This window comes from Glutamicibacter protophormiae, from assembly GCF_016894325.1.
In the GTDB taxonomy this organism is placed as follows: Bacteria; Actinomycetota; Actinomycetes; order Actinomycetales; family Micrococcaceae; genus Glutamicibacter; species Glutamicibacter protophormiae.
On the sequence record NZ_CP069806.1, the window covers coordinates 1,393,551 to 1,419,045 of the forward strand.

Annotated in this window: 25 protein-coding genes and 1 pseudogene; 19 read left to right on the plus strand and 7 right to left on the minus strand. The window is 68.3% G+C overall.

All coding sequences use genetic code 11. The annotated features are described in order from the left end of the window. Window positions 1-87: 87 nt before the first annotated feature. The 4 genes from JQN66_RS06595 to JQN66_RS06610 all read left to right on the plus strand — a co-directional run bounded on the left by JQN66_RS06595 (window position 88) and on the right by JQN66_RS06610 (window position 5,162). Window positions 88-1,803 (plus strand): hypothetical protein, encoded by a 1,716-nt coding sequence (locus tag JQN66_RS06595; protein WP_204677109.1) that lies wholly within the window; start codon window positions 88-90, stop codon window positions 1,801-1,803. Window positions 1,804-1,805: 2 nt separating this feature from the next. Continuing rightward, window positions 1,806-2,717: a co-chaperone YbbN gene (locus tag JQN66_RS06600; protein WP_188948629.1), complete on the plus strand. Its 912-nt coding sequence runs from the start codon at window positions 1,806-1,808 to the stop codon at window positions 2,715-2,717. Window positions 2,718-2,856: 139 nt separating this feature from the next. Beyond that, window positions 2,857-3,621, plus strand: a complete 765-nt coding sequence (locus tag JQN66_RS06605) for an ABC transporter ATP-binding protein (protein WP_204677110.1) — start codon at window positions 2,857-2,859, stop codon at window positions 3,619-3,621. After that, entirely contained in the window at window positions 3,597-5,162 is a 1,566-nt protein-coding gene (locus JQN66_RS06610; protein ID WP_204677111.1) for a transporter, read from the plus strand. Before JQN66_RS06605 ends, JQN66_RS06610 begins: the two co-directional genes overlap by 25 nt. 81 nt (window positions 5,163-5,243) lie before the next feature. Here JQN66_RS06610 and JQN66_RS06615 read toward each other — a convergent pair whose 3' ends face one another. Next, window positions 5,244-7,385, minus strand: a complete 2,142-nt coding sequence (locus JQN66_RS06615; RefSeq protein WP_204677112.1) for an HNH endonuclease signature motif containing protein — start codon at window positions 7,383-7,385, stop codon at window positions 5,244-5,246. Between the two features lie 298 nt (window positions 7,386-7,683). Between JQN66_RS06615 and JQN66_RS06620 the strand changes: the two genes are divergently transcribed. The 5 genes from JQN66_RS06620 to JQN66_RS06640 are packed head-to-tail and all read left to right on the plus strand — an operon-like array spanning window position 7,684 to window position 13,063. Then, entirely contained in the window at window positions 7,684-7,935 is a 252-nt protein-coding gene (locus JQN66_RS06620; protein WP_047118761.1) for a DUF3039 domain-containing protein, read from the plus strand. Between the two features lie 57 nt (window positions 7,936-7,992). Further along, complete coding sequence (locus tag JQN66_RS06625; RefSeq protein ID WP_204677113.1) at window positions 7,993-9,759, plus strand: DEAD/DEAH box helicase; 1,767 nt, start codon at window positions 7,993-7,995, stop codon at window positions 9,757-9,759. 60 nt (window positions 9,760-9,819) lie between these two features. After that, the gene (locus JQN66_RS06630; RefSeq protein ID WP_204677114.1) at window positions 9,820-11,505 is read left to right on the plus strand and encodes a bifunctional lysylphosphatidylglycerol flippase/synthetase MprF; all 1,686 of its coding nucleotides are present in this window, start codon (window positions 9,820-9,822) and stop codon (window positions 11,503-11,505) included. Then, complete coding sequence (locus JQN66_RS06635) at window positions 11,505-12,368, plus strand: hypothetical protein (RefSeq protein WP_204677115.1); 864 nt, start codon at window positions 11,505-11,507, stop codon at window positions 12,366-12,368. Before JQN66_RS06630 ends, JQN66_RS06635 begins: the two co-directional genes overlap by 1 nt. Then, window positions 12,365-13,063 carry a DUF998 domain-containing protein gene (locus JQN66_RS06640; RefSeq protein WP_204677116.1) on the plus strand — a complete coding sequence of 233 codons (699 nt, stop codon included), beginning with the start codon at window positions 12,365-12,367 and terminating at the stop codon, window positions 13,061-13,063. The genes JQN66_RS06635 and JQN66_RS06640 overlap by 4 nt, the downstream gene beginning before the upstream one ends. A 61-nt stretch (window positions 13,064-13,124) precedes the next feature. Here JQN66_RS06640 and JQN66_RS06645 read toward each other — a convergent pair whose 3' ends face one another. Together JQN66_RS06645 and JQN66_RS06650 are read right to left on the minus strand one after the other, a co-directional pair. After that, window positions 13,125-13,718 (minus strand): isochorismatase family protein, encoded by a 594-nt coding sequence (locus JQN66_RS06645; RefSeq protein ID WP_188948634.1) that lies wholly within the window; start codon window positions 13,716-13,718, stop codon window positions 13,125-13,127. A 90-nt stretch (window positions 13,719-13,808) separates the two neighbouring features. Further along, the gene (locus JQN66_RS06650; RefSeq protein WP_204677117.1) at window positions 13,809-15,107 is read right to left on the minus strand and encodes a nicotinate phosphoribosyltransferase; all 1,299 of its coding nucleotides are present in this window, start codon (window positions 15,105-15,107) and stop codon (window positions 13,809-13,811) included. A gap of 143 nt (window positions 15,108-15,250) precedes the next feature. Between JQN66_RS06650 and clpS the strand changes: the two genes are divergently transcribed. The 6 genes and pseudogenes from clpS to JQN66_RS06680 all read left to right on the plus strand — a co-directional run bounded on the left by clpS (window position 15,251) and on the right by JQN66_RS06680 (window position 19,333). After that, window positions 15,251-15,535: an ATP-dependent Clp protease adapter ClpS gene (gene clpS, locus JQN66_RS06655; RefSeq protein ID WP_188948636.1), complete on the plus strand. Its 285-nt coding sequence runs from the start codon at window positions 15,251-15,253 to the stop codon at window positions 15,533-15,535. Window positions 15,536-15,537: 2 nt separating this feature from the next. Next, complete coding sequence (locus JQN66_RS06660) at window positions 15,538-16,116, plus strand: DUF2017 domain-containing protein (RefSeq protein ID WP_204677118.1); 579 nt, start codon at window positions 15,538-15,540, stop codon at window positions 16,114-16,116. 5 nt (window positions 16,117-16,121) lie between these two features. Next, a complete protein-coding gene (murI, locus tag JQN66_RS06665; RefSeq protein WP_188948638.1) occupies window positions 16,122-17,045 on the plus strand; it encodes a glutamate racemase in 924 nt (307 codons plus the stop codon). Continuing rightward, window positions 17,042-17,836, plus strand: a pseudogene (locus tag JQN66_RS06670) (MBL fold metallo-hydrolase); the annotation flags it as partial. The gene murI and the pseudogene JQN66_RS06670, both read left to right, overlap by 4 nt. A gap of 201 nt (window positions 17,837-18,037) precedes the next feature. After that, complete coding sequence (locus JQN66_RS06675) at window positions 18,038-18,652, plus strand: DUF6308 family protein (RefSeq protein ID WP_204677119.1); 615 nt, start codon at window positions 18,038-18,040, stop codon at window positions 18,650-18,652. A gap of 231 nt (window positions 18,653-18,883) precedes the next feature. After that, the gene (locus tag JQN66_RS06680) at window positions 18,884-19,333 is read left to right on the plus strand and encodes a PACE efflux transporter (protein ID WP_239464162.1); all 450 of its coding nucleotides are present in this window, start codon (window positions 18,884-18,886) and stop codon (window positions 19,331-19,333) included. Window positions 19,334-19,433: 100 nt separating this feature from the next. Here the strand turns inward: JQN66_RS06680 and JQN66_RS06685 are convergent, their stop codons facing one another. Genes JQN66_RS06685 through JQN66_RS06695 form a run of 3 tightly spaced genes read right to left on the minus strand, consistent with a single transcriptional unit; the run spans window position 19,434 to window position 21,855 of the window. Beyond that, window positions 19,434-20,666 (minus strand): NAD(P)/FAD-dependent oxidoreductase, encoded by a 1,233-nt coding sequence (locus JQN66_RS06685; RefSeq protein WP_204677121.1) that lies wholly within the window; start codon window positions 20,664-20,666, stop codon window positions 19,434-19,436. 56 nt (window positions 20,667-20,722) lie between these two features. Continuing rightward, window positions 20,723-21,385: a GTP cyclohydrolase I gene (gene folE / locus JQN66_RS06690; RefSeq protein WP_275439074.1), complete on the minus strand. Its 663-nt coding sequence runs from the start codon at window positions 21,383-21,385 to the stop codon at window positions 20,723-20,725. Continuing rightward, on the minus strand, window positions 21,385-21,855 hold the full coding sequence (locus JQN66_RS06695) for a DoxX family membrane protein (protein ID WP_204677122.1): 471 nt from the start codon (window positions 21,853-21,855) through the stop codon (window positions 21,385-21,387). Before JQN66_RS06695 ends, folE begins: the two co-directional genes overlap by 1 nt. Before the next feature lie 90 nt (window positions 21,856-21,945). Here JQN66_RS06695 and JQN66_RS06700 point away from each other — a divergent pair, with 90 nt between their 5' ends. Genes JQN66_RS06700 through rdgB form a run of 3 tightly spaced genes read left to right on the plus strand, consistent with a single transcriptional unit; the run spans window position 21,946 to window position 24,017 of the window. Beyond that, window positions 21,946-22,605, plus strand: coding sequence for a helix-turn-helix transcriptional regulator (locus JQN66_RS06700; protein WP_204677123.1), 660 nt, complete (start codon window positions 21,946-21,948; stop codon window positions 22,603-22,605). A gap of 45 nt (window positions 22,606-22,650) precedes the next feature. Next, entirely contained in the window at window positions 22,651-23,385 is a 735-nt protein-coding gene (gene rph, locus JQN66_RS06705; protein WP_188948646.1) for a ribonuclease PH, read from the plus strand. Then, complete coding sequence (rdgB, locus tag JQN66_RS06710; RefSeq protein WP_204677124.1) at window positions 23,382-24,017, plus strand: RdgB/HAM1 family non-canonical purine NTP pyrophosphatase; 636 nt, start codon at window positions 23,382-23,384, stop codon at window positions 24,015-24,017. Before rph ends, rdgB begins: the two co-directional genes overlap by 4 nt. 302 nt (window positions 24,018-24,319) lie before the next feature. Here the strand turns inward: rdgB and JQN66_RS06715 are convergent, their stop codons facing one another. Beyond that, window positions 24,320-24,541, minus strand: a complete 222-nt coding sequence (locus JQN66_RS06715) for a hypothetical protein (protein ID WP_204677125.1) — start codon at window positions 24,539-24,541, stop codon at window positions 24,320-24,322. Between the two features lie 589 nt (window positions 24,542-25,130). On the opposite strand from JQN66_RS06715, the gene JQN66_RS06720 reads away from it, so the two are divergent. Beyond that, window positions 25,131-25,490, plus strand: coding sequence for a GntR family transcriptional regulator (locus JQN66_RS06720; RefSeq protein WP_188948650.1), 360 nt, complete (start codon window positions 25,131-25,133; stop codon window positions 25,488-25,490). The last annotated feature ends 5 nt before the right edge of the window (window positions 25,491-25,495 follow it).

The following is a 25,495-nucleotide window of genomic DNA, read 5'->3' on the forward strand; positions in this document are numbered from 1 at the left end:
CACAGGTAGTGCGAGGAACAATGCGGGCACCGGACTCGTTAGACTGGGGATAGTACAGCCGTGAGACGTAGGTGAATAGGTGAAATCGTGCGAAAAGTAATCTCCGTGATCGCGATGCTGCTAGGGGCTGCGGCCCTGGTTGTCGGCATCGGACAGAAGACCTTTTGGGCTCCGCCCGAAACGGTGACCGCTGCCATGCCGCAATTCGAAGGCAAGGCCCCGCTGACGCTGATTGAATCCAGCGTCAACTCCGAAAAGCTCGCCCCGGTCGAGCTGGTCATCACCGGCGAAGGCGAATTCACCGCGTCGCTGGGACGCAGCTACGACGTCGAAGCCTGGGTGGGCAAGACCGCGCACGCAGCCGTCACCGGCATCGACACCGAAAACCACCAGATGCAGGCCAACTACGTCGAGGGCGACGCCACCGCGCCGGATCCGAAGAACGCCGACATCTTCTTCGATTCGCAGACCGCGGAGGGCACCATGACCTACCGCTGGACCGCCCCGGACTCAGGCGACTGGTCGCTGCTGCTGGCCGCCGGCGGCAAGGACGCCGCCCCGGTGGACATCTCCGTCACCTACGCCAACGACGAAGCCATGCCGTTCGCGCTGCCGCTGATCATTGCCGGCTCGCTGCTGCTGGTCTTCGGGCTGGCGCTGCTGGTGATGCGCACCGCAAAGCCAGACGCCGCCGCACCGGCCACGGCAAAGAGCACCACCCAGAACTCCGTGGCCGCCGTCGCCGTCCTCGCGCTGGCGGTTTCCGGCGCCGCCCTGCCGATGGCACCCTCCGAAGACGCCTCGCCGTCGCCCACCCAGAACGCCACCGATAGCGCTTCGCCGAGCGCCACCGACCAGGCCGGCGGGTCCGCCGAACAGTCGGCCTCGGAGGAGCCGGAGTCGAGCGCCTTCCCCGTCGTCACCGAAGAGCAGCTGACCCGCATCCTGGGCGACGTGCAGAAGCAGATCGGCAACGCGGATGAGAAGCGCGACGCGAAGCTGCTTGAATCCCGCGCCGCCGGCGCGTTCAAGTACATCCGTTCCAGCCGCTACGACATCCTGAACGACGACATCAAGGTCGCCAAGCCGCTGACCCTGAACACCTCCGTGGTCCGTTCGGCCGCCGTGCCGAACACCTCGGACGCCAGCTTCCCGCGCGTGATCACCGTGGTGACCGCGAAGGACTCGGACGCCGAGACCCTGCCGCAGGCGCTGACCCTGGTGCAGGCCACCGCCCGCGACAACTACCAGGTGATCTTCGCCGAGCAGATGCTGCCCGGCGCCAGCTTCCCGGGCATCGCCGTCGGCGACCCGTCGATCAAGCAGCTGGACGCGAATGCCAAGGGCCTGCAGCAGACCCCGAAGGACGCGCTGAAGGCCCTGGCCGACGTGCTGACTAACGAGAAGTCGAAGAGCAAGGACAAGTTCGCCGAGTCCGAGTTCATCAAGGCCATCCACGCGGGCCAGAAGACCGAGTCGCAGAACGCGAACGAGGCGAAGGTCAAGTATGCGCGCACCGTCACCGAGGGCGACACCCGCGTGGTCTCCACCCCGGACGGCGGCGCGATCGTGACCGGCAAGCTGAACCAGCGCGCCGTGTTCGAACGCACCGAGGACGCCGATCCGCTGGAGGGCACCGACGAGCTGACCAAGAAGCTGCTGGGCAAGGCCAGCTCCACCGGCGACGTGGAAATCAATTACGCCGAACCGGTCATGTTCTACCTTCCGGCCGAGGGCTCGGAGGATAAGATTCAGCTGATTGCGGCCGAGGTAGTGCTGCTGAACGTGAAGGAAGTGAAGTAACCGTGAGCGAAGAGCCAACGATCCCATCGTCCCGCGGCGCCGTGGACCTCAGCGCGCTGTCCTCGCACCGCCTGCAGGCCACCGATGCGACCGCGCCGGAAGCCGGCGCAACCTGGACCATGGAGCTGGACGAGGCTGCATTCCAGCAGTTCGTCGCCCTGTCCCAGCGGGTCCCGGCGATCGTATCGCTTGGTTCCCCGCGCGTGCCGGCCTCGACCGAGCTGGACGCCTCGCTGCGCAAGCTCGTCGACGCCCGCGGCGGCACGTTCGTGCTCGGTCTGGTGGACGCCGAGGCGCGCCCGCAGATCGCCCAGGCATTCCAGGCGCAGCAGATCCCGTTGGTAGTCGCGCTGGTCAACGGCCAGCCGGTGCCGCTGTTCCAGGGGCCGGCCGGCGAGGAGCAGATTGAGCAGGTCTTCGGCCAGCTGGAGCAGCTTGCCGCACAGCAGGGCCTGGGCGGCACCGTGCCGCCGTTCGCCGGCGCCGCCGCGGAGCCTGCCCTGCCGCCGCTGCACCAGAAGGCCGTGGATGCGATCGAGGAGGGCGACTACGCCGCCGCCGAGGCCGCCTACCTGCAGGCCCTGAACGAGAAGCCGAACGACCACGAAGCCCAGGTCGGCCTGTACCAGGTGCGCCTGCTGTCGCGCACGCAGAACATGGATTTGAACCAGGCCCGCGCGGAGGCGGCATCGAACCCCGATGACCTGAACGCGCAGCTGAACGTCGCGGACCTGGACATCGTCGGCGGCCACGTGGAGGACGCGTTCTCCCGACTGGTCTCGCTGGTGTCGCGGCTGGCCGATGAGGATCGCGAACGCGTACGGCGCCGGCTGATCGAGCTCTACGCGGTGATCGGCACGAACGATCCGCGCGTGGCCGCCTCGCGCCAGAAGCTGGCCCGCGTGCTCTTCTAGCAGCGCGCTTCCACGCCATCGCCCAGGGCGCCGGTGCACCTCGAGAGGTAATCTCGCGGAGCGCCGGCGCCCTGCGTTTATTGCGGATTAATTCGAAAGGATGATGCTTGATGACTTGGGACGTTGCTAGGCTCGAGGCATGAATCCGATCGCACTAGATATCCGCTCCCTGGCCAAGCAGTTCGGGGCCAAGGTTGCGGTGGACAACGTCAGCCTGCAGGTTCCCGCCGGCTCTTTCTACGGGTTGGTCGGGCCCAACGGCGCCGGAAAAACCACGATGCTCTCCATGGCCACCGGGCTGCTGCGCCCGGATGCGGGAGCAGTTCTGGTCAACGGGATCGACATCTGGGCCGATCCGCACGCCGCCAAGGCCACCCTGGGTGTGCTGGCCGACGGGGTGCGGCAGTTCGACCGGCTCACCGGCCGCCAGCTGGTGACCTATTCTGGCCTGCTGCGCGGCATGGACCGCGAGGAAGTCGCCGTACGCACCGAAGACCTGCTGCGGGTCATGGACCTGGTGCAGGACGGCGACAAGCTCGTCGTCGACTACTCCGCGGGCATGACCAAGAAGATTTCGCTGGCCACCGCAATGATCCATTCGCCGAACCTGTTGGTGCTCGACGAGCCGTTTGAAGCCGTCGACCCGGTTTCCGCGGCGAATATCCGCGACATCCTGAACGGCTACGTCCAGCTGGGCGGTACCGTCATCGTTTCCTCGCACGTGATGGACCTGGTCCAGCGCATGTGCACGCACGTTGCGGTGATTGCCGAGGGAGTGCTCAAGGCCCGGGGAACCGTCGAGGAAGTCCGCGCCGGCAAGTCCCTGGAGGAGCGTTTCGTGGACCTGGTCGGCGGACGCGGTACGAATGAGGGGCTGTCGTGGTTGCGCACATCCTCAAACTGAAACTCCGCCTGCTGGGCAACGGCTTCAAGCGCTCCGTCGGGCAGCTGGTCGGCGTGATCATCGGCGGCCTGTATGCGCTGGGCATGATCACGCTGCTCTCCGCCGCAAGCTGGGCTACCGCCGCCGAGAACCCGTTCCCGGGGCAGCTGACCGTGATCATCGGCTCCGCCGTGGTGCTGGGTTGGGCGCTCATCCCGCCGCTGCTGACCGGCGTGGACCTGACGCTGGAGCCGGCCCGCTTTGTGCACTTCGGGATCCCTACCAAGGTGCTGGCCCCCGCGTTGGTGCTGGCAGGGTTCATCTCGGTGCCCGCGATCCTGACGGTGCTCGGCCTGCTGGGTGCTTCGATGATGTGGCGGCTGGAGCCGGCGGTGCTTGCCGTGGCGATGGTGTCCGCGGTCGCCACCGCGGTGATGGCGGTGCTGCTGTGCCAGTATCTGACGATTATGGCCACCGCGCTGCGCGCCAAGCGCCGCTTCCGTGAACTGACCTTCGCACTGCTGTTCCTGTTGCTGGTGTCGGTGGGCCCGCTGCTGTCCTCCGTGATTTCCGCCGCGGAGAACATCAGCGACTGGGTCAATCCGATCTCCGCGGTGCTCGCCTACACCCCGTTTGGCGCGTTCGCCGCGCTGCCGGGGGCGCTGGCCGCCGGGAACTACGCGCAGCTGACGCTGTGCGCCGCACTGGGCGTGATCTATCTTGCGGGACTGTACCTGCTGCTGGTGCGGGCCACCGGCGCCGCGACCGTTGCGCCACCGCCGCAGCAGCGCGCCGCCACGGCCCGCGGCCTGGGGGTGTTCAAGATCGTGCCGGCCACTCCCACCGGCGCGGTGATGGCCAGGGCGCTGGTCTACTGGCTGAAGGATCCACGCTACGCGATCGGCGTGCTCATGGTGCCGATGCTGCCGCTGATTTTCTGGTTCGCCGGCCGCCAGTCGGGGGACTACACGATGATGTTCCTGCTGGGCCCGTTGATCGGCATCCTGCTGGGCTTCTCGATCTCCGCGGACGTCTCCTACGACAACACCGCGTTCGCGCTGCATGTGCTGACCGGGGTCTCGGGCCGCGCCGACCGCGCAGGACGTGTGGCGGCCTGCTTCACCATCGGCATCGTCCCGCTGCTGCTCGCGGCGACGCTGCCGGCGATCCTTTCGGATCAGCTGTGGAGGCTTCCGGGGGATCTGGGGCTGACGCTGGCGGCGTTCCTGATCGCGCTGGGTGTCGCCTCGGTGGCGTCGGCCCGCTACACCTATGCGGTGCCGCTGCCGGGGGAGAACCCGATGAAGACGCCTCCGGGCAACGGCCTGCGTATCGCGCTGACCCAGCTGGGCACCATGGGAGTCATGGCGGTGCTGCTGATTCCCGTCGTGATTCCGTACGTTTTTGCCTGGGTCAACCAGTCGCCGAACGCCGGATTCATCGCCTTGGGCGTGGGACTGGCCTTGGGCATCGGCCTGCTGCTCGGCGGTGTGATCCTGGGTGGCAAGTGGTTTGAACGCCGCCAGCCGGAACTCATGCAGGCGGTCATGATCAACCGATAGCTGCGCGCACCGTGGGACTGCCAATCGAATTTTCGATTGGCAGTCCCACTTTTTTGCGCGAAGGGAACCCAGCCGGTGGCTTCACTCCGTGTCGGGTCTTGGGATGCTGGTCGGGACGCCCGGCGGACTGTAATTCCTGCGCAACCGCTGCGCCGGATCCCGGTCCTTGGGCAGCAGCACCCACGGCAGGCCCTTCACCCACACGATCTTGACCACCTCATGGTCGAATTCGATGTGGTGGTTCTTGCACCCCGGAGCGATCTTGTCCAACTTGGTTTCCCCGCCCAACGCGAACGGATCGGTGTGGTGGAATTCCAGCTGCTCCACCGCCGCGGTGCACCCGGGCACCAGGCAGTACCGGTCCCGGGCCAGCACCGCACGCTGCAGCACCTCGGGAACGAACCGCCGGGTGCGTCCGAAGTCCAGCAGCACCCCGTCGCTGTTGAATACCGCCGGGATCAGGTCCGCCTGGCACAGCAGCTGCCGCAGCGCGGCCGGCGGCAAATCCACCCCGTGCGCGGTCTGCGCCGTCGAGGAGGCCAGGTGTTGCAGGTCGGCCAGTTGCAGGTGGGCGATGACCACCGGACGCAGCCGCTTGCGCTTGCCCCGGGGCGGGGACCCGGATGCGGACGCTTCGGACTGCGGGGAGCTTTCGGGCTGGCCGGTGGAGCGCTCGTCCCCGTCTTCGGGCCAGCCGCCGATGTCGGTGCTGTCGTCGTCGGTGCTGTCGTCGTCGGTGTTCTCGGGGTCGGGATCGAACAGGGATCCCTGGCCCGGATCCCCGTTCCCAGCGGGTCCGGTCGGGTCGTCGCCGCTGGCGTCCAGCAGGATCTCCAGCAGCGCATTCAGGGCGCGTTCGGGCGGGGTCGCTTCGGGGATGAACAGCTCGTCCTCGTCCCAGCGCAGTTGCTCGGAGCCTTCGGGCAGCAGGTCCTGGATGGACCAGCCGCCTTCCCCGTCGGGACCGGCCCCGGTAGCTCCAGACCCGGTGGCCTCGGCCCCGGGGTGCGCGCCGCTGGTGTCCGCGGCGTTGGCGCTGCCGGAGGTTTCGGTGCTGGTGCTGCCGCTGGTGGAGCCGGTGTCAGAGCCCGAGGTTCCAGTACTGCCGGTTGCCCCGGCGGCGGAATCTGCCTGTGGTTCTCGCGCCTGCCCCGAAGGCTGGTTGGGGTTCTCGGCGGGGTCCTTGAAAAACGAGGCCCCGGCCACCGGCCCGCCCGAGTCCGGCCCCGGGGACGGGGTCGCGTTCGGGTTCGCCGAGGCAGGGTTCGTGCGCGCGGCCTGCCCGGCCCGCGTGCTGGCCTTGTTCGCCGCCGCAATCAACGCATCCACCCACGCGCCTTCCGCGGTGGAGGTGCGCACCAGGAACTCGCGGAAATGCGGGCTGCGGATCGGCAGCTTGAACACCCCGCGCCGCAACGCGGCCGGCGGCACCGGGCCGGACTGGTTGATCGCCTCCAGGATCAAGGTGGCGATCTTCTTCACCGCCGCGAACGGGATCAGCTCCTGGCCCAGCAGCAAGGCGGCGTGTTCCTCCACGCTGCGCCCGTCGGCGTGCGTCAGGGTCACGGCGGTGGGTGTGCCTTCGAAGGTGCGGTCCTCGGGTTCGACCTTGGCCAGCTTCCGGCTGGCCTGCCGCACCACGGACGGGTCCACCCCGGACTCGAAGAGCAGCGCGGACAGGTGCTCGAAGCGCGGGGGAACCCGGGCGCCGGTGAGGTCCTTGCGCCCGACCAGGTCTTGGGAGTCCAGCACGAGCCGGTGGGTGTGCCAGTAGGGGGTGCGCGTCCAGGAGGCCAGGAGTTCTTCGGGGTTGCGGTAGCAGCACCGGCCGGTGGCGCGCACCGGGGCGGAGGTGGTGTCTGCGGGGTGTTCGCGCAAGGCGTCCAGCTCGGTTTGGGCCAGGGTGTGGGCGGCGGTGGCGGCAGCGCGTTCGGCCGCGACCAAATCCATGCGGGTCGCTTCGAAGCCCAGCTGCTGGGCGGTGGCCGCCAGTTCCAGGGCCAGGCGGGGGTCGGTGGTGGTGGCCAGTTCCAGGGCCAGGCGGGGGTCGGTGGTGGTGGCCAGGGTTTCGCGCAGGGCGGCGAGGGCGTCCAGCAGGCTGGCGCCCAGGGCGCGGACCGCGGTGCCGGACAGCTCGGGCAGGGCGTCACCGGGTGCGGGGCGTACTTGGGCCAGTACGTGGTGCAGGGTGGTGAGGCCTTGGGCCAGGGCGGTGGTGTTCATGGATCCAGTGAACCGCCGCGGGGCGGCGGCGGGGCGCGGTCGGACGCGAGCTGTGGAGAAGTGCCCGAAAAGAATTTTTCTGGCCCCTGCATCCGTGCAGTGTGGGACACGGCACTGGAGGCGGGACAGGGCGGCCGCGGCGCGCGGGCGGCGCGGTCGAACATCGGGAAAACGGCTGGTGGCCAGCGGGAACCGTGCCCGGACGCCGTGCCAGGCGGCGGTGGAAATGGCTTCGATGTGGACAACCTCCCATGCCTGTGCGCCCCATGAAAGCGTCGTACGTACTAGACTGGATGGCATGGTGGAACAGTCTGAAGAAACCCGCGGCGGTACGGCAACGATCGAGCGCACCGAGACGACCCAGAGCGTCGAGGCCGGCGATCACGAGCGTTTTGCGCACTATGTGCAGAAGGACAAGATCATGGAGTCGGCGCTGTCCGGCGAGCCGGTGATCGCCCTGTGCGGCAAGGTCTGGACCCCAGGCCGAGATCCGAAGAAGTTCCCGGTGTGCCCGGAGTGCAAGGAAATCTACGAATCCTTGATGGGGTAGTGCGCGCACCACGTTCGCACTTCCTACAACTTCTGCACGCGGCCGGGAAAAGGGTAAATGACGCAGGCACTTTTTGACTTTGGTGACAAGCTTCCACTGGAAGACAAGCTACCGGTAGCGTATCCGGAGCGGGCGGCCTGGGGCACCGGGCCGAAGCTTCGCGCCTGGCAGGCCGAGGCGCTGGCCAAGTACTTCGAGGCCGAGCCCAAGGACTACATGGCAGTGGCGACGCCCGGCGCGGGCAAGACCACGTTCGCGCTGCGCCTGGCCAAGGTGCTGATCGACTCCGGCAAGATCAACCGCATGATCGTCGTCGCGCCCACCGACCACCTGAAGAAGCAGTGGGCGGATGCGGCGGCACGCGTGGGCATCTCGCTGGACCCGAACTACAAGAATTCCGACGGGCGCCACGGCTCGCACTACCTGGGTGTGGTCGTGACCTACGCTCAGGTCGCGCTGAAGCCGGCGGTGCACCGCGCGAAAACCGAGAACGCGCGCACCCTGGTGATCATGGACGAGGTCCACCACGCCGGCGATGCGCTCAGCTGGGGCGACGGCATCCGCGAGGCCTTCGAGCCCGCGGCCCGGCGCCTGGCGCTGACCGGCACCCCGTTCCGTTCCGACGCCGCCCCGATTCCCTTTGTGCAGTACGTCGACGAGGGCGACGGCATCCGCCGCTCCAAGGCCGACTACACCTACGGCTACGGCAACGCGCTGGCGGACCACGTCGTGCGCCCGGTGCTGTTCATGGCCTATTCGGGCAACATGCGCTGGCGCACCGCCGGCGGCGAGGAGATGGAGGCGAACCTCGGCGAGGGGTTCACCAAGGACGTCACCGCGCATGCCTGGCGCACCGCGCTGGACCCGCACGGCGACTGGATCCCCTCGGTGCTGCAGGCCGCCGACCGGCGCCTGTCCGAGGTGCGGCGCACCGTGAAGGACGCCGGCGGCCTGGTCATCGCCACCGACCACGAGGACGCGCGCGGCTACGCCGCCCAGCTGGAGGCCATCTGCGGGGAAAAGGTCACCACGATCCTCTCCGACGACCCGAAGGCCTCGGAGAAGATCGACGAATTCTCCGCGTCCGAGGCGCGCTGGATGGTCGCGGTGCGCATGGTCTCCGAAGGCGTTGACGTGCCGCGGCTGTGCGTGGGCGTGTACGCCACCTCCACCTCCACGCCGCTGTTCTTCGCGCAGGCCGTGGGCCGCTTCGTGCGAAGCCGCAAGCGCGGCGAGGTCGCCAGCGTGTTCCTGCCCTCCGTGCCGGTGCTGATGGCGCTGGCCAACGAGATGGAGGTCGAGCGCGACCACGCGCTGGACCGCGAGGGCGAGAAGGTCGAGGACGGCCTGGACGACGCGCTGCTGGAGGCGGCCAACAAGGAGGACAAGGCCAGCGACGAGCTCACGCGCAACAAGTTCGAGGCGCTGAACTCGCAGGCCTCCTTCGACCGCGTGCTGTTCGACGGCGGCGAGTTCGGCACCGGCGCGGACATCGGCAGCGACGAGGAGCTGGGTTTCCTTGGCATTCCCGGGCTGCTGGACACCGAACAGGTCTCCGAGCTGCTGCGCGCGCAGCAGAACAAGCAGATCAGCCGCGGCGCCACCAAGCCGGCCCCGGTCTCCGACCACCGGCGGATGATGGACCTGCGCACCAAGCTGTCCAAGAACGTCTCCGCCTGGTCCGCGCGCACCGGAACCCCGCACGCGCAGATCCACACCAAGCTGCGCACCGTGTGCGGCGGCCCGGCCGTGCCGCAGGCCACCGCCGACCAGCTGCAGGCGCGCCTGGACAAGCTCTCCGACTGGTTCGTCGGCCGCAAATAAGCCTCCGCCGCCGGCCGCGCGGCCTGCGGTTTAAGTGGCATACTTCCTGCTATGGCCGGCATGAAAACTTCCATCGCCGTCCGGGTGCAGCGGCGCGACCGCTCCCGGGCGGCGTCCGCGTACCTGGGCATCGGGCTGGGTGCGCTCAGCCTGTTCTCCGCGCTGCTGCGCCCGCTGCACTCGTGGCTGCGCGGGCCGCTGGCGGTGCTGCCCGAATTCCTCATCCAGGTCTCCGCGATCTACGTGGTGTTCCTGTCCTTCGGCCTGTTCATCGTCGCCCGCTACCTGCGCTCCGGCAACCGGGTGGCCTGGGCCGGGTCGGTGCTGCTGCTGGCGCTGATCGCGGTGCTGCACGCGGGCAAGCGCGCTGACTGGCCGCTGGCGGCGCTCTGCGCGGCGGCCGCGCTCTGGCTGGGGCTGCAGTACCGGGCGTTCCCGGTCTGGCCCGGGCGCCTGGCGCTGAAGCGCACGCTGCTGGCCTCCGGCGCGGTGCTGGTGCTGGCCAGCCTGCTGGTCGGCGCGCTGGTGCTGCGCCTCGCCCTGGCCACGCACCAGGACCTGGGCTCCGGGGCCCGGCAGTTCGCCTCGGTGCTGGATGCCGAACTGCACGAACACCGCCTGGCGCTGTCCTTCGCGCTGGTCGCCGCGGTGCTGCTGGGCCTGGCCGGGCTGCTGTGGTGGTACCGGTACACCGGTTCGCACACCGCTCCCGCCGACGTCGCCGCGCACCTGGCCGACCGCGAACGGGCGCGGGAGCTCGTCGCCCGCCACGGAGGCGGCACCCTCGACTATTTCGCGCTGCGCGACGACAAACGCTGGTTCTTCCTCGGGCAGAGCGTGATCGCCTACGCGGTGCGCGGATCGGTGTGCCTGGTCTCCCCGGATCCCATCGGGCCGCGGGACGAGCGCGAGGAAACCTGGGCCGAATTCATGGTGTTCGCCGAGCAGCGCGGCTGGTCGGTGGGTGTGCTGGCCGCCGCGGAAGACTGGCTGCCGATCTATGAACGCTCCGGGCTGCGCGGGGTCTACCTGGGCGACGAGGCGATCGTGGACAGCGCGGGCTTCAGCCTGGCTGGCAAGAAATCCAAGTCGCTGCGCCAATCCCACGCCCGGCTGCTGCGCGCCGGCTACCGCGTCGAGCATGCGGATCCGCTGACGCTGGACCCGGCGGCGCGCGAGCGGCTGCTCCAGCTGGCGGGCGAAAGCCGGCGCGGCGAGGCGGAGCGCGGTTTCTCTATGACGCTTTCGCGCCTTTTCGACCCTGCGGACACCGGGCTGCTGCTGTCCATCGCCTACGACGCGGCCGGCATGCCGCAGGCGTTCATCCAGTGGGTGCCGGCCGCCGCGGTGCGCGGCTGGTCGCTGGATGTCATGCGGCGGTCCACCGCCGGGCAGCTGCCCGGCGGCCTGATGGACCTGTTGATCATCGAGATGCTCGGCAAGCTGGCCGGCGAGGGCGGCGGCCAGTTGGGGCTGAACTTCGCGGTGCTGCGCGAGGCGGTGGCCGCGGGAGGGCGGGGCGCCGGCGGCGGCTGGTTCGAACGCCTGGTCGCCAGGCAGGCTTCCAAGCACGCCCAGGTGGAGTCGCTGTACCGCTTCAACGCAAAGTACGATCCGCGCTGGCAGCCGCGCTACGCGGCGCTGGGCACCGTGGATTTGTGGGTGTCCCAGGGCCTGCGCATGGCCCAGGCCGAGGGGCTGGCCGAGCTGCCGGCGCTGCCCAGGCTGCGCCCGGAGCGTGCCTGATGCTGCCCGGGCTCACCGCGGCGCTGGCCGCCAGCATCGGCTACGGCACCGCCTCGGTGCTGGAAGCCGTGGCCGCGCGCCGGGCGGGCGGGGCACGGGTCTACACCCATCCGCTCTACCTGGCCGGGATCGCGCTGGACCTGCTGGCCTGGTTGTGCTCGCTGCTGGCGCTGCAGCACCTGACGCTGTTCACGGTGCAGGCGCTGCTGGCCGGATCGCTGGTGGTCACCATGCTGCTGGCGCGCTGGGTGTTCGCCAGCGAGCTGAGTCGCGCGCAGCTGGCAGCCATGGGGCTGCTGGCGGCCGGGCTGGCGCTGCTGGCGCTGTCCACCGGGCCCCAGCCGGCCCGGCCGGCCCCGCCGCTGCTCGCCTGTCTGCTGGCCGGGGCGCTGCTGGTGCTCGCCGCGGCCCTGGCGGTGCTCTACCGGAGGCGGGCGCCGCTGCCGACCGCGGTGCTCGCCGGACTGGCGGCTTCGGGCGCAGCGCTGGGCGCCCGCGGGCTGGTGCTGGAGGGCGGGCTGCCGCAGCTGCTGCGCGAGCCGATGCTCTGGCTGGTGCTGGGCTTCGGGGTGGCGGCCATGGCCGGCTACACCCGGGCCCTGGAATTCGGCGAGGTGGGGCCGGTGACCGCGGTGTTCACCGTGATCGAAGTGGTGGTGCCGGGCATCGCCGGCATGCTGCTGCTGGGCGATGCGGCCCGCCCGGGCTGGGAGGCGGCTAAGTACGGCGCCATCGCGCTGAGCCTGGGTTCCTGCCTGTGGCTGACCTTGGGCAGCCCGGGTGCTGGACTGCCGGTCGGGCCGGCGGCGATGCAGGCGGGCGGCGGCGCGGGGGACCGCGGCGAAGGGAGCGGAGGAACATGAGGAAATACCGGGCCCCGGGCGGGGTCGGCGAACTGCGGCGCGCGAGGATCCGGGCGGCGGCGCTGGGCACGGGCGCCGCGGCCTACTCGCTGGGCATCCTTGGCGAGGCGGTGCTGGGCTGGCCGCTGGATCCGCGCACCGCCATGCTTTCCGAGCTGGCGGCCCGTGACCGCTGGCATCGGCGGCTCTTCCAATGCGGCGATGTGGCCTCGGCCGGGTGCTACCTGGTGGCGGCTGGCGCCTCGCGGCCGGGGGACTCGGACCCGCGCGCGCTGCTGAGCGCGTCGCTGGCGGCCTTCGGCGCCGCGACGATCGGCGATGCGCTCAGCCCGCTGGACTACCCGGTGTCCTTCGACGATCCCGGCTCCCCGCGGCGCGGCGAGCGCCCCGAGAACTCCGCGACCAGCGCCAGCCACGGGCGCCACTACGTGACCACGACGCTGGCCTCGGCCGCCTCGGTGGGGCTGATGGCGTGCTACTGGCGGGAGTTCGGCCGGCAGCCCGGCGCCTCGGCGCGCCGCCGGCTGGCCGCTCCCGTGGTGCTGGGGCTGCTGGCCGCCAGCGCGGCGAGCCTGGCTTCCCCGAAGCTGCAGCCGGGCGCCGTGCAGCGCCTCTACACCCTGGGGTTCAGCGCGCTGTGCGTCGACTTCGCGCGCCGGGACCTGGCCCGGGCCGCCGCCGCGCAGGATCAGTAATGCCGCAGGCCGCCGCCGGGAAACCGGAGGCGGCCTGTCACATTGACGGGGACGGGGAAAATTAGCCCAGGGTCAGCACCGTGACGCCGGCGGCGCGCAGCTGCTCGTTCACCGCCGGCATGTTCTGCGGGGAGACCGCGGCGGTCAGCGGGGCGAGCACGGTGGTGGCGAACCCCGCCGCTGCCGCGTCCAGCGCGGTGGCGCGCACGCAGTGGTCGGCGGCCAGGCCCACCACATCCACGGCCTCGATGCCGCGGCGCTTGAGCCAGTCGCCCAGCAGCGCGCCGGATTCGTCCGCCAGGTCGGCGGCCGGGTCGATCCGGCGCGCCTCGAAGCCCGAGTATGCCGCGGCGAAGCGGCCCTTGGCGAAGTGCGCGTCCACGTCGAGCCCGGCGACCTGCGGGTGCAGGGCCGCGCCGGCGGTCCCGGCCACGCAGTGCACCGGCCAGGAGTCGACGAAGTCCGGCGTCTGGGAGAAGTGCGTCCCGGGATCGATGTGCCAGTCCTGGGTGGTGGCGATCGCGGCGTAGCTCTCGCGGCGCGAGCGCACGTCCCCGGCGATGCCCGCGGCGACCAGGTTGCCCCCGGCCACGGCCAGCGCACCTCCTTCGCAGAAGTCCGGTTGCACGTCGATGATCAGCAGGGCGCGGTTCATGGCAGCCTCCTTGGGGCGTGGCGGTAATACGCTCGGGTGATAGGGATCGTAGCGCCCGCCGCTGTGAGCGCGGTGGGCGGCGGGTGCGGGTTAGCTGCGCACCATGATGGTGGGGATGACCGGTTCGCCGCGCTGCAGCTTGCGGGCTTCGCCGGGCATTTCCTGGATGGAGCCGCGGTGGCGCGCGGCGGCCTTGGCCACGCCTTGCGCGCCGATGAAGGAGCGGTCGATCTCGCCGTTGATCACCAGCGGGACCATCAAATCGCGCTCGGGGCCGCCGGTGGTGTACTCGGCGGTGGACACGACCTCGGCGACGGCGCGGCCGCGCGCGTTCAGTTCGCGCACCGCGTACTTGCGCCCGCCCACGCTGGCCTTGTTCGCGGCGGCCTTGGCCACGGGGATCCACTGCCCGGCGTCGTCCTGCCGGGAGACCAGCTTGTAGACCATGGAGGCGGTCGGGTGGCCGGAGCCGGTGACCAGCGCGGTGCCCACGCCATAGGAGTCCACCGGGGCGCTGGCCAGCGCCGCGATGGCGTATTCGTCGAGGTCCGAGGTGACGGTGATCTTGGTGTTCCAGTTGCCCAAGTCGTCCAGCAGGGTGCGCACCCAGCCGGCCTGCTGGACCAGGTCGCCGGAGTCCAGGCGCACGCCGCCCAGCTCGGGGCCCGCCACTTCCACGGCGGTGCGCACCCCGGTTTCCACGTCGTAGGTGTCCACCAGCAGGATGGTGTCGCGGCCCAGCGAGGCGACCTGCGCCTCGAAGGCGGCGCGTTCGGTGTCGTGCAGCAGGGTGAAGGAGTGCGCGGAAGTACCCACGGTCTTCAGCCCGTAGCGGGCGCCGGCCTCTAGATTGGAGGTGGAGTCGAAGCCGGCGATGATCGCGGCGCGGGCCGCGGCGACCGCGGACTCCTCGTGGGTGCGGCGCGAGCCCATCTCGATGCACGGGCGGTTCGCGGCGGAGGCGATCATGCGTGAGGCGGCGGAGGCGATGGCCGAGTCGTGGTTCATCACCGATAGCAGGTAGGTCTCGATCACGCAGGCCTCGGCGAAGGTTGATTCCACCATCAGCAGCGGCGAGTTCGGGAAGTACAGCTCGCCCTCGGCGTAGCCGGTGATGGTGCCGGTAAAGGTGAAGTCCTCAAGGTACTTCAGCGTTTCGGCGTTCACGACCCGGTTGTCGGAGAGGAACTTCAGCTCGTCGTCGCCGAAGTGGAAATCGGCCAGCCCTTCGAGCAGGCGTCCGGTGCCGCCGACCACGCCGTAGCGGCGTCCTTCGGGCAACCGTCGGGAGAAGGCTTCAAACACGCTCGGGCGGTGCGCCGCGCCGGAGGCCAGGGCGGCCTGAAGCATGGTCAGCTCGTAGTGGTCGGTGAAGAGGCTGGTGCGCATGAACGCTCCTGAATCGTGTGTGTGCTCTGGCTTCGGTCGCCTCCGCGGAGGTGAACCAGCTTTTACTGTATAACGGGTCGCCGCTTGGCCGTGATTCGGGCCGGGCTGCGCCGTGCTCAGGAACCGGGCGTAAAATGGTTGGCATGACCGCAATGCCCGATGTACTTTCCTCTCCTGAAATCCGGGAAACCACGGAGAAGGCCTGGCGCCTGATCGTGTGGAACGACCCCGTCAACCTGATGAGCTACGTGTCCTACGTGTTCCGCTCGTACTTCGGTTTCAGCCCGGAAAAGGCTGAGACGCTGATGCTCCAGGTGCACCACGACGGATTCTGCACCGTGCGCAGCGGCGCGCGCGAGGCGATCGAGTCCGACGTGCAGGCCATGCACGGATTCGGGCTGCAGGCCACCATGACTCAGGAGGCCTAGGCGTGGCGAAAGCCTTCAAGTACGGTTCGCGGGGCATCACCGGCTCGCTGCATTCGGCGGAGCGCAAGCTGCTGCGCGACCTGTTCGCAGACATCATCCACATGCTCGAAGAGCGCGCCGAGCTGCACCGGCTGCCCGAGGGCCTCGACCCGCTCTATGCACTGACCGGCATGCGCCCGGCGGACCTGGAGCTGCCGCCGATCGGCGACCCGGCCCTGGCCCGGCTGCTGCCGGATGCCAGCGACGACCCGCAGGTCGCGCGGGAGCACCGCCGGCTGACCGAGTCGGGCTTGATCGGGGAGAAGATCGGCCGGCTGCGCGAGGCGCAGTTCCTGCTGGAAACCGACAAGATCGTGCTGGACCCCGCCGGCGCCCGGCGATTCGCGCAGGCGCTGAACGACGTGCGCCTGGTGCTCTCCGAACGGCTGGAGATCCGCAGCGAAGCCGACTCCGAGCGCATCTCGCAGATCAACGACGCCAAGGACGTGACCACCCCGGAGGAATACCTGGGGCTGGTCTACAACCTGGTTTCCTGGGTGCAGGACACACTGATGCACGCGCTGATGAATGCGGAGTACTAGGACACGTGAATTCCTTTTTCGCCACCGGACAGGTCTCCGCACCGGATGCAAACACCCCCATCGGCATCTTCGACTCCGGCGTGGGCGGGCTGACCGTCGCGCGCGCCATCATCGACCAGCTGCCGGGGGAGTCGCTGATCTACGTCGGGGACACCAAGAACTCTCCCTACGGCCCGCTGCCCATTGCCCAGGTGCGCGCGAACGCGCTGGGCGTCATGGACGAACTGGTGGATTCCGGGGTGAAGCTGCTGGTGATCGCCTGCAACTCGGCGTCCGCCGCGGTGCTGCGCGACGCCCGCGAGCGTTATACCGCCCGCTACGGCATCCCCGTGGTCGAGGTCATCCAGCCAGCCGTGCGCCGCGCGGTGGCCGGCACCAAGAACGGCAAGATCGGCATCATCGGCACCCAGGCCACCGTGGGCTCGCGCGCCTACGAGGACGCCTTCGCCGCCGCCCCGAACCTGGAAGTGACCTCCGTGGCCTGCCCGCGTTTCGTGGAGTTCGTTGAATCCGGCATCACCGCCGGCCCGGAGCTGCTGGGCATCGCCGAGGAATACCTGGCCCCGCTGCAGGACAAGGGCGTGGACACGCTGATCCTCGGCTGCACGCACTATCCGCTGCTCACCGGCGTGATCTCCTACGTGATGGGGGATTCGGTCACCCTGGTCTCCTCCGCGGAGGAGACGGCGAAGGATGCGTTCAGGGCGCTGACCAAGCATTCGCTGGTCCGCGAGGACGGGCAGGCGGCGCGTCACGAATTCCTTGCGACGGGCAACGCTGATAGTTTTGGGGTACTGGCACGCCGCTTCCTCGGCCCCGAGGTCTTGCAGGTGCGCCATGTGGACCATGTGGCCGCCCACTATCCGACCGGAGCCATCGCGCGGATTACCCCGCAGATGATCGCCGCGTCGAAAGCGAGAACCGAATGAAGCTGACCATCATTGGATGCACCGGGTCGTTCCCGGGGCCGGGCTCTCCCGCGTCCTGTTACCTGGTGTCGGCCTTTGATGGCACGCGCGACTGGAAGATCCTGCTTGATCTGGGGTCCGGCGCGCTCGGCGTCCTGCAGCGCTATACCGATCTGAAGGACATCGACGGGATCATGATTTCCCATCTGCACCCGGATCACTGCATGGACTTGTGCGGCCTGCACGTGGCGATCCGCTGGGATCCGACCGGCTGGGGCCGCGAGAAGATGCTGGTGCACGGCCCGGCCGACACGGCCAACCGCATCGAGACGGCCTACGGGCTGCCCGAGGGCGACACCATGCACCAGGACTACAACTTCCAGGTCTGGGAGCCGCTCAAGCCGGTGCACCTGGGCCCGTTCACGATCACCCCGTACCCGGTGCGCCACCCGATCGAGGAGGCGTATGCGCTGCGGGTCGAGGCCCGCGAGCCGACCCCCGAGGGCGAGATCATGACCACCGTGCTCACCTATTCGGGGGACACCGACACCTGCCAGGGCTTGGTCGACGCCGCCTACAAGGCGGACATGTTCCTCTGCGAGGCCGCCTTCGAGGAAGGCCGCGACGACGCGATCGACGGCGTGCACCTGACCGGCAAGCGCGCCGGCGAGATGGCGACCGCCGCGCAGGCCGAACGCATGCTGCTGACCCATATCCCGGTGTGGACCGACATCAACAAGGTCGTCGAGGAAGCCAAGGGAACCTACGACCGCGGCATCGCCGTGGCGGTTTCCGGCGTCACCTACGGCGTGTACTCCGGAAGCCTGAAGGACGGCAAGGACCCCGAGCTGTTCAAGGGCGACCGCGGCACCGACTACATCGTCTCGGAAACCGGTACGCTGCCGGTGGTCAAGTACGAGAAGACCCGCAAGTTCCCGCTGCTCAAGCGCAAGAAGTAGCAATCCGGATCCGGCGCTGGTCGCCAGCGCCCTCAAAGAAAGTGGTATTCGGCCGTGACGTCACGCAGTCTCGCGGAATTACGGGTCACAGCGAAAGAGACGCTGGAAAAATATACGTCTCCAAGCAACTGGTATGCGTTTAATACCTACGATGTCCTCGGCGATTCCGCGGCATCGTTGTCGCCGGCTGACGTGCTCATGGCGAATCTCTTGAGCCTCCGGCTCAGCGCCACTGAAGTTATTCCGCTGTTTACCGAGGGGCACGAGGCCGCCCAAAAGTTGCGGGCGGCGTTGGACCACGCGCTTGAAGCGTTGAGGGATGCGCCAGCATTCGAGACCTTCGGCGATATTGAATCCTTGGAAGCATGTGTCGGTCCGCTCGCAGCTGCCAATTACGCAGCAATGGAGGTGCCGCAGTGGACAGCGGTCACCGTGTCCAAGGTCCTTCACCGACGCGTGCCCCAGATCGTCCCGATCATCGACTCGCGGGTACGTTCTTTCTACGGTGTCCGGTACGCCGAGGACGTGCGTAGCGCCCTGTGGCATGACATCCGCAATGAGATCGATTGGCTGGCTCCGCTTGCAGCATCGCAGATGACGCCGGACGGTCGCGCTTTGTCAGTCTTGCGTCTTGCCGACATCCTGATCTGGATGGCCGAAGCAAAATAGTCATCGCGAATAAAGCCCGGAACCGGCAGCAACCGGTTCCGGGCTCGATGCGTTAACGCGCAGGCGGTGAGCTTGATTACCAGTTGGTTCCGAGGCGGTCGCTGCGTGCTAGCGTTAAATCAGCAGGGCAGGCAGGTGTTACCGCCGCGCGTTGCCAGATTATCCACCGACCATGGACGCGAAACCTCATCGAGGACTTCCTATGGCATCAACTCATTGGGAGAGATTTTCGTGTCCGCCACGCTTCGCCGGGTCGTCTACGTTCTCAGCTACGAGCTCATCGCCATCATCGCGACCACCGTCGGCCTTTCGCTTCTCGGTTTTTCCGGTGGGCATTCATCCACCGTCTCCGTCGTCTCCTCGGCGGTCGCCCTGATCTGGAACTACCTCTTCAACATGATGTTCGATGCGTGGGAGCAGCGCCAGGAGAACACGCAGCGCACGCTGCGCCGCCGCATCGCCCACGCGCTGGGGTTCGAAGGCGGGTTGGTCGTGATCCTGGTGCCGATTTTGGCATTGATCCTCGGTGTCACGATCCTCGAAGCCCTGATGCTGGAAGCCGGCCTGCTGGTCTTCTTCCTGATCTACACCTTCGTTTTCGCCTGGGTCTTCGACAAGGTCGTTCCGCGGGCCACGGCGAAGTCTTCCGCGGTTTCCGCGGAACACTGCACGAGCCGGTAGCCGCCGCGCACCGGGCATGGCATCGGCCATCCGAGGCGCCCCGGGAGGGACGCTTCGGATGGCCGAGTGCTTTTTTTCGGGCGGTGGCTTGCCAGTCCTGCTAGAGCAGCTCGCCCAACGGCACGGACGGATCGGCGAGCTTGGCAGGATCAACGCCCTTCCGGGACAGGATCAGCGCCTTGAAATCGTCCATGACATCCCAGATGTTCACGTTCATGCACGCGAGCACCCGGTTCCGGGCATCCACCCAGAACGCCATGAACTCGCGCACCGAGGGATCCCCGCGCACGATGATCCGGTCGTAGGATCCGGCTGGCGCGTACCCGATGTACTCCATGCCCAGGTCGTACTGGTCGCTGAAGAAGTAGGGCAGCTCCGCGTATTCGGTGCGCTGTCCCGTGATGGTCGCCGCCACGGCGGCCGGCTGGTTCAGCGCGGTGGCCCAGTGCTCCACACGCACCCTGCGTTCAAGGACCGGATGGATGTGGTTCGCGATGTCGCCTACCGCGTAGATGTCCGCGTTGCTGGTCTGCAGCGTGGAATCAACCAGCACGCCGTTCTCGGTTTTCAGCCCGGCGGCCCGGGCCAGCTCGATTTGCGGTGCGACGCCGATGCCGATGACCACCGCATCGGCCTCAACCACCTCGCCGTCCGCCAGCCGGACCCCGGTGGCCTTGCCGTGCCGGGTGGCGACCTCGGTGATTTTCACGCTGCATCGGAGGTCGACCCCGTGATCGGTGTGCAGGGTGGCGAAGTGCGGGGAGATTTCCGGGCCGAGCACCGCCAGCAGCGGCTGCGCGGCCCCTTCGAGGATGGTCACCCGGGTCCCGGCCAGGCGTGCCGCGGCGGCAACCTCCAGCCCGATCCAGCCGCCGCCGATGAGCACCAGCCGCTGGTCGGGTCCGAAATGCTCGCGGATCGCGGTGGAGTCCTCGACGGTGCGCAGGGAGTAGACGTTGTCCGCGTCGGTGCCGGGCAGCGGGAGGCGGCGCGGGGCGGAGCCGGTGGCGAGGATCATGGTGTCCCAGTCCACGGTGGCCCCGGCGGAGGTCCGCAGCTTCTTGCCCACCGCATCGATCGCCACGACGCTGGTGCCCTGGCGGACGGTGACGTGGTTGAGCGCATACCACTGCTTGGGGTGCACCAGGGCCTGGTCGAACTCGGATTTGCCCTGCAGGTAGTCCTTGGAGAGCGGCGGGCGCTCATAGGGCAGGTGATCCTCGCCGGCGAAGATCGTGATCGGCCCGGTGTAGCCCTGCAGTCGCAGGTGCTCGGCGCTCTTTGCGGCGGCCAAGCCTCCGCCGACGATCACCAGATGTCCATCGGTGCTCATTGGATAATCCTTTCACTGGGTATGCCGCCCGAGGCCAGCGCCGTCGAGCCGGGGTGTCAGTTGTTCATCAGGCCGGAGAACGACAGGAATTCCTGCCGGGCTCCGGCGTTGTCCCGCAGGTGCCCGAGCAGCGCGGAGGTCACCGTGCTGGTGCCGGGGGTGTTGGCCCCGCGCAGGCTCATGCACGAATGCTCGGCGGAGATCACCACGCCGACGGCCCGCGGGTGCAGTTCCTCGCGCAGCCAATCGGCGATCTGCTGGGTCAGGCGTTCCTGGGTCTGCGGCCGGCAGGCGAAGTGCTCCACGATGCGTGCCAGTTTCGACAGGCCCACGATGCGCTCGCCGGGCAGGTAGCCCACGCAGGCCCTCCCGGTGAAGGGGAGCAGATGGTGCTCGCACATCGAGCGCACCGGGATGTCGCGCAGCACCACCAGCTGGTCGTAGTGCTCTTCGTTGGGGAAGGTCGTGAAGGTGAAGTCGCGCGGGGTCAGCATCTGAGCCCAGGCTTGCGCCATGCGGGCCGGGGTGCGCTGCAGATGCACCGCATCCAGATCCATGCCCAGCGCGCGCAGGAACTCGCCGGCGGCGTGCTCGGCGGCTGCCAGGTCCATGCCGCCGGCCCGCCGCGGCGCCCGCACCCGGGTGGGCAGGCCCGGAGCCTGCCCGTCGAGTTCCGCCACCTCGGCCAACGCCTCGTCGAGCTGGTCCACGGAGTTCATCAGACGTGCGCCTTCCGTCGGTTCGCGCCGAAGGGCGGATCGAATTCCGCGGCAAGACGGGAGAGCGCCAGCGCCGCGACGAGCAGCCCCACATCGCGCAGGGCGACATCCAGCACGCCGCCGAGCAGCAGCAGGTTCACGATGATGCCCAGCAGCCACAGGGCCACGATGTAGCTGGCGTACCGCGGCTTAACCGCGATCGCGACGCCCGCGATGATCTCCACCGCGCCGACCAGGTACATCGCCGTGGCCGCGGAGAACGGCAGCAGCGAGACGACCCACGGAGCCAGATAGTCCGGCCAGTAGGTCATGAAGTTGAAGAACTTGTCCAGCCCCATCAGCAGCGGCAGGAGGACAAAACCAATGCGCAAGATCCAGAACGCACCGAACGACGGATCACTGAGTATCCGTGCACCAAAAGTTGCCGGAGCCAGCGACGCCGGGAGGCGTCCGCTGTAGGCAGCATTCATGATCACCACCCTCTAAAACTAATGAATGTGTATCTTAGAATTCTCCTCTTAACCCTATTTGTCAAGATCCATTGTTGATAGAATTCAGGTATGTCGAAGATGCCCCAACCCATGACCCAGCAAATGCTCAAAACGCTGACGGACCCTGTGCGCCGCCGACTCTTCGACTTCGTGTTCGCCAGCGGAAAACCGGTGGGCCGGGACGAAGCGGCGGCCGCGGCGGGGATCAGCCGCACGCTGGCCGCCTACCACCTGGACAACCTTGGTGAGGCAGGGCTGCTCACCATCAGCTATGCCCGGCCGCAGGGGAAAACCGGTCCCGGAGCGGGCCGCCCGGCCAAGCTCTACGCGCCGGCGCACCAGGAAGTGTCGTTGAACGTGCCCCCGCGCAACTACCGGCTGCTCGGAAGCCTGCTGGCCACCGCGGCCGCGAGCGACGACAGCGGCGTCGTGCTGCGCGCGCTGCTGTCCGCCGCGCGCAGCGAAGGAATCGAGCTGGGGGAGTCCGGAGAGGATCTGCTGGACCTGCTGCACGAGCTGGGCTACGAACCGGTGCAGGAGGAGAACGGCGACATCACCATGGCCAACTGCCCGTTCCACCTGGTCGCCCGGCACCAGACCGAAATGGTGTGCTCCATGAACCGGGAGCTGCTTTCCGGGGTGCTCACCGGTTGCCGGTGCGATGGCCGGCGCGCGGAGCTCAACCCCGCCGAGGGCCGCTGCTGTGTGGTGATCCACCCCGAAGCGTAGGCCGTGCGTGCGCGGCGCGGCGCTGCGAATAGATAGGATGGAAGCATGACTTTACGTGCCGACGGCCGAGGCGCCGCGCAACTTCGAGACATTACCATCACCCGCGGCTGGTCCGCCCAGGCCGAAGGCTCGGCCCTGATCGAATTCGGCAACACGCGGGTGCTGTGCACCGCGTCGTTCACCGAGGGTGTGCCGCGCTGGCTGAAGGGCGAGGGCACCGGCTGGGTCACCGCCGAATACGCCATGCTCCCGCGCGCCACCAATACCCGCAACTCGCGCGAATCCGTCAAGGGCAAGCTGTCCGGACGCACCCATGAGATTTCCCGCCTGATCGGCCGCTCGCTGCGCGCCGTGGTGGACACCAAGCAGCTGGGCGAGAACACCATCGTGCTGGACTGCGACGTGCTGCAGGCCGACGGCGGCACCCGCACCGCCGCGATCACCGGCGCCTACGTGGCGCTGGCCGAGGCCATCGAGTGGGCCCGCTCCCAGGGCATCCTGAAGCAGAACGCCAAGGTGCTGACCGACTCGGTCGCCGCCATCTCGGTGGGCATCATCGACGGCACCCCGATGCTGGATCTGCCCTATGAGGAAGACGTGCGCGCGGAAACCGACATGAACGTCGTGGTCACCGGCTCCGGCGACTTCGTCGAGGTGCAGGGCACCGCCGAGGGCGTGCCGTTCAAGCGCGCCGAGCTGGACGCGCTGCTGGACCTGGCCCTGGGCGGAACCAGCGAGCTCGCGCAGATCCAGCGGGAGACCCTGCGGGCCGCGCAGTGAGTGCGCCCGTCCTGGTCCTGGCCTCGCACAACGCCGGCAAGCTGCGCGAACTGCGCGAGCTGCTGCGCGGCAAGGTGCCGGGCCTGGACGTCGACACCCAGGTCATCGACGCGGCCGCCGCCGGCGCCAGCGACCCGGTCGAGGACCAGGTCACCTTCGCCGGCAACGCGTTGAAGAAGGCCCGCGAGGTCGCCGCCTCCAGCGGGCTGATCGCGCTGGCCGACGACTCCGGGCTGAGCGTGGACGTGCTGGGCGGGGCCCCGGGCATCTTCTCCGCCCGCTGGTCCGGCGTGCACGGCAACGACGAGGCGAACATCGACCTGCTGTTGGCCCAGCTGGGGGACATCGCTCCCGAGCACCGCGCCGCACAGTTTGTCTGCGCCGCCGCCCTGGCCACCCCGGCCGGCGCCGAGCACGTGGAACTGGGGACCTCGGCCGGGGTGCTGCGCACCGAGCGCGCCGGTTCCCACGGCTTCGGCTACGACCCGATCTTCGAGCCCGAGGGCTCGGGCAAGACCATGGCCGAGCACACCCCGGCGGAGAAGAACGCCATCTCGCACCGTGCCCGCGCGTTCGCCGCGCTGCTGCCGGTGATCATCGACGAAGTGGCCAAGGCGCTCGCCGCCCGGTAGCTCCGGCGTCCACGCGAATATCCGCCGTTCCCTTCCGCCAGCGGGAGGGAACGGCGGATTTTTCCATTCCTTGCGCAGTCCTCCGGTCCGGCGCCGGATGCCGTGACGCGGGCGCCGATGCGCTGGGCCTCGCTGGGAACGCGCTGCAGACTTCCAGGGTCATCTGCTTGGCGCCCGTGGGTGCGTTCACGCTGATCTCGCGCCTGGTCTGCCGCGAGGACGTATTTGCAGTCGGTGCGGGCCTGCAGCTCCAAGTTGTCGTTAGGCGCTTCCAGCGAGAAGGCCGGTAGGCCTTGCCCAGCTCATCGGGAGTACTGCGGGATGACATCGTGGTTTTCCATGGCCAGGGTGTCGGCGTTCGGCACCGGCGAGCGCAGGGAATCCTGCGGGACGGGCCCGGAATCAGGTTCCGGGCAGCGCTCGCCAGCCGAGAAGCGGGCCCTGATGATGGTTTTGTCGTTGACCAGATTCAGCTGCTGAACCGTGCGCTGGTGGATTCTCGCGCCGCCGAGTGCTGCGGACAAGCCCGTGTCCATCCCTCGTTGATGCCCAGCGCTGGGTCGAGGGCGACGTCCAGGTGGTGGTAACGCGTTAGGGCCCGGGAATTATCGGCGACGAGCATGACCGCCAAGAGCAGGACGAGCCGGACGGCGCTTCCGGCCAGCGCGGCCGCGACGGCAAAGACGCCGAGGCTGAGGCCGAAATGCGAAACCACCAGATCTCGCCGCCGGCGCCTGGGCAGCTAAGACGGGGCCACGGCCGCAAACAGCTAGATAGGCGTAGGCGTCATTCCTTGGAAGCAGGTTTTCGAAAGGGAGCCTTCAGCTTTCTCCTGTCGCCTGTGTGCTGCCTCCGGCACTCGCTTGAGAGGGCCAGAATGGAGGCCAGGTCCGGTGATTCGGGTACTGGAGGGCTGCGGTCCGGTCGACAGGCCATGCGGCATTCCGTGCAATGTCGAGGCCCGAATCCTGCGTGCTGGGTGGGAAGCATGAAATTTCCTTGCATCAGTGCCCGGTGGGCTCTTGCCAGCGGAAAGGTCTGGCTCTATGGTTAGTTACATGAGTAATGAACCCACTAAGCAAGAGGCGGGTTCACGTGAGGAGGGGGGCCGAGATGATCGATGATTCCAAGCCGATCTTCCTGCAGATTTCAGAACTGATCGAAAACGACATCATTTCCGGAACCCTGCCCGAAGAATCGCAGGTTCCATCCACCAACGAGTTCGCAGCCTTTTACCGGATCAACCCGGCCACCGCCGCCAAGGGCATCAACCGGCTGGTCGAAGAAGGGCTGCTCTACAAGAAAAGGGGCATCGGCATGTTCGTCGCCCAGGGTGCGCCGGCCAGGTTGCGCAGCAACCGCCGTGAACACTTCGCCAACCAGTTCATCATGCCGCTGACCGCCGAAGCCGCCAAGCTCGGCATCGAGATGGATGAACTGCTCTCCATGATCAAATCAACTTCGGCCACCTAGCACCA

Bases quoted from the DNA above. Each gene is read 5' to 3' on its own strand.
- JQN66_RS06605 (WP_204677110.1), top strand. From the start codon at position 2,857: ATGAATCCGATCGCACTAGATATCCGCTCCCTGGCCAAGCAGTTCGGG.
- JQN66_RS06615 (WP_204677112.1), bottom strand. From the start codon at position 7,385: ATGAACACCACCGCCCTGGCCCAAGGCCTCACCACCCTGCACCACGTA.
- JQN66_RS06620 (WP_047118761.1), top strand. From the start codon at position 7,684: ATGGTGGAACAGTCTGAAGAAACCCGCGGCGGTACGGCAACGATCGAG.
- JQN66_RS06625 (WP_204677113.1), top strand. From the start codon at position 7,993: ATGACGCAGGCACTTTTTGACTTTGGTGACAAGCTTCCACTGGAAGAC.
- JQN66_RS06630 (WP_204677114.1), top strand. From the start codon at position 9,820: ATGAAAACTTCCATCGCCGTCCGGGTGCAGCGGCGCGACCGCTCCCGG.
- JQN66_RS06635 (WP_204677115.1), top strand. From the start codon at position 11,505: ATGCTGCCCGGGCTCACCGCGGCGCTGGCCGCCAGCATCGGCTACGGC.
- JQN66_RS06640 (WP_204677116.1), top strand. From the start codon at position 12,365: ATGAGGAAATACCGGGCCCCGGGCGGGGTCGGCGAACTGCGGCGCGCG.
- JQN66_RS06645 (WP_188948634.1), bottom strand. From the start codon at position 13,718: ATGAACCGCGCCCTGCTGATCATCGACGTGCAACCGGACTTCTGCGAA.
- JQN66_RS06650 (WP_204677117.1), bottom strand. From the start codon at position 15,107: ATGCGCACCAGCCTCTTCACCGACCACTACGAGCTGACCATGCTTCAG.
- clpS (WP_188948636.1), top strand. From the start codon at position 15,251: ATGACCGCAATGCCCGATGTACTTTCCTCTCCTGAAATCCGGGAAACC.
- JQN66_RS06685 (WP_204677121.1), bottom strand. From the start codon at position 20,666: ATGAGCACCGATGGACATCTGGTGATCGTCGGCGGAGGCTTGGCCGCC.
- folE (WP_275439074.1), bottom strand. From the start codon at position 21,385: ATGAACTCCGTGGACCAGCTCGACGAGGCGTTGGCCGAGGTGGCGGAA.
- JQN66_RS06695 (WP_204677122.1), bottom strand. From the start codon at position 21,855: ATGAATGCTGCCTACAGCGGACGCCTCCCGGCGTCGCTGGCTCCGGCA.
- JQN66_RS06700 (WP_204677123.1), top strand. From the start codon at position 21,946: ATGTCGAAGATGCCCCAACCCATGACCCAGCAAATGCTCAAAACGCTG.
- rph (WP_188948646.1), top strand. From the start codon at position 22,651: ATGACTTTACGTGCCGACGGCCGAGGCGCCGCGCAACTTCGAGACATT.
- JQN66_RS06720 (WP_188948650.1), top strand. From the start codon at position 25,131: ATGATCGATGATTCCAAGCCGATCTTCCTGCAGATTTCAGAACTGATC.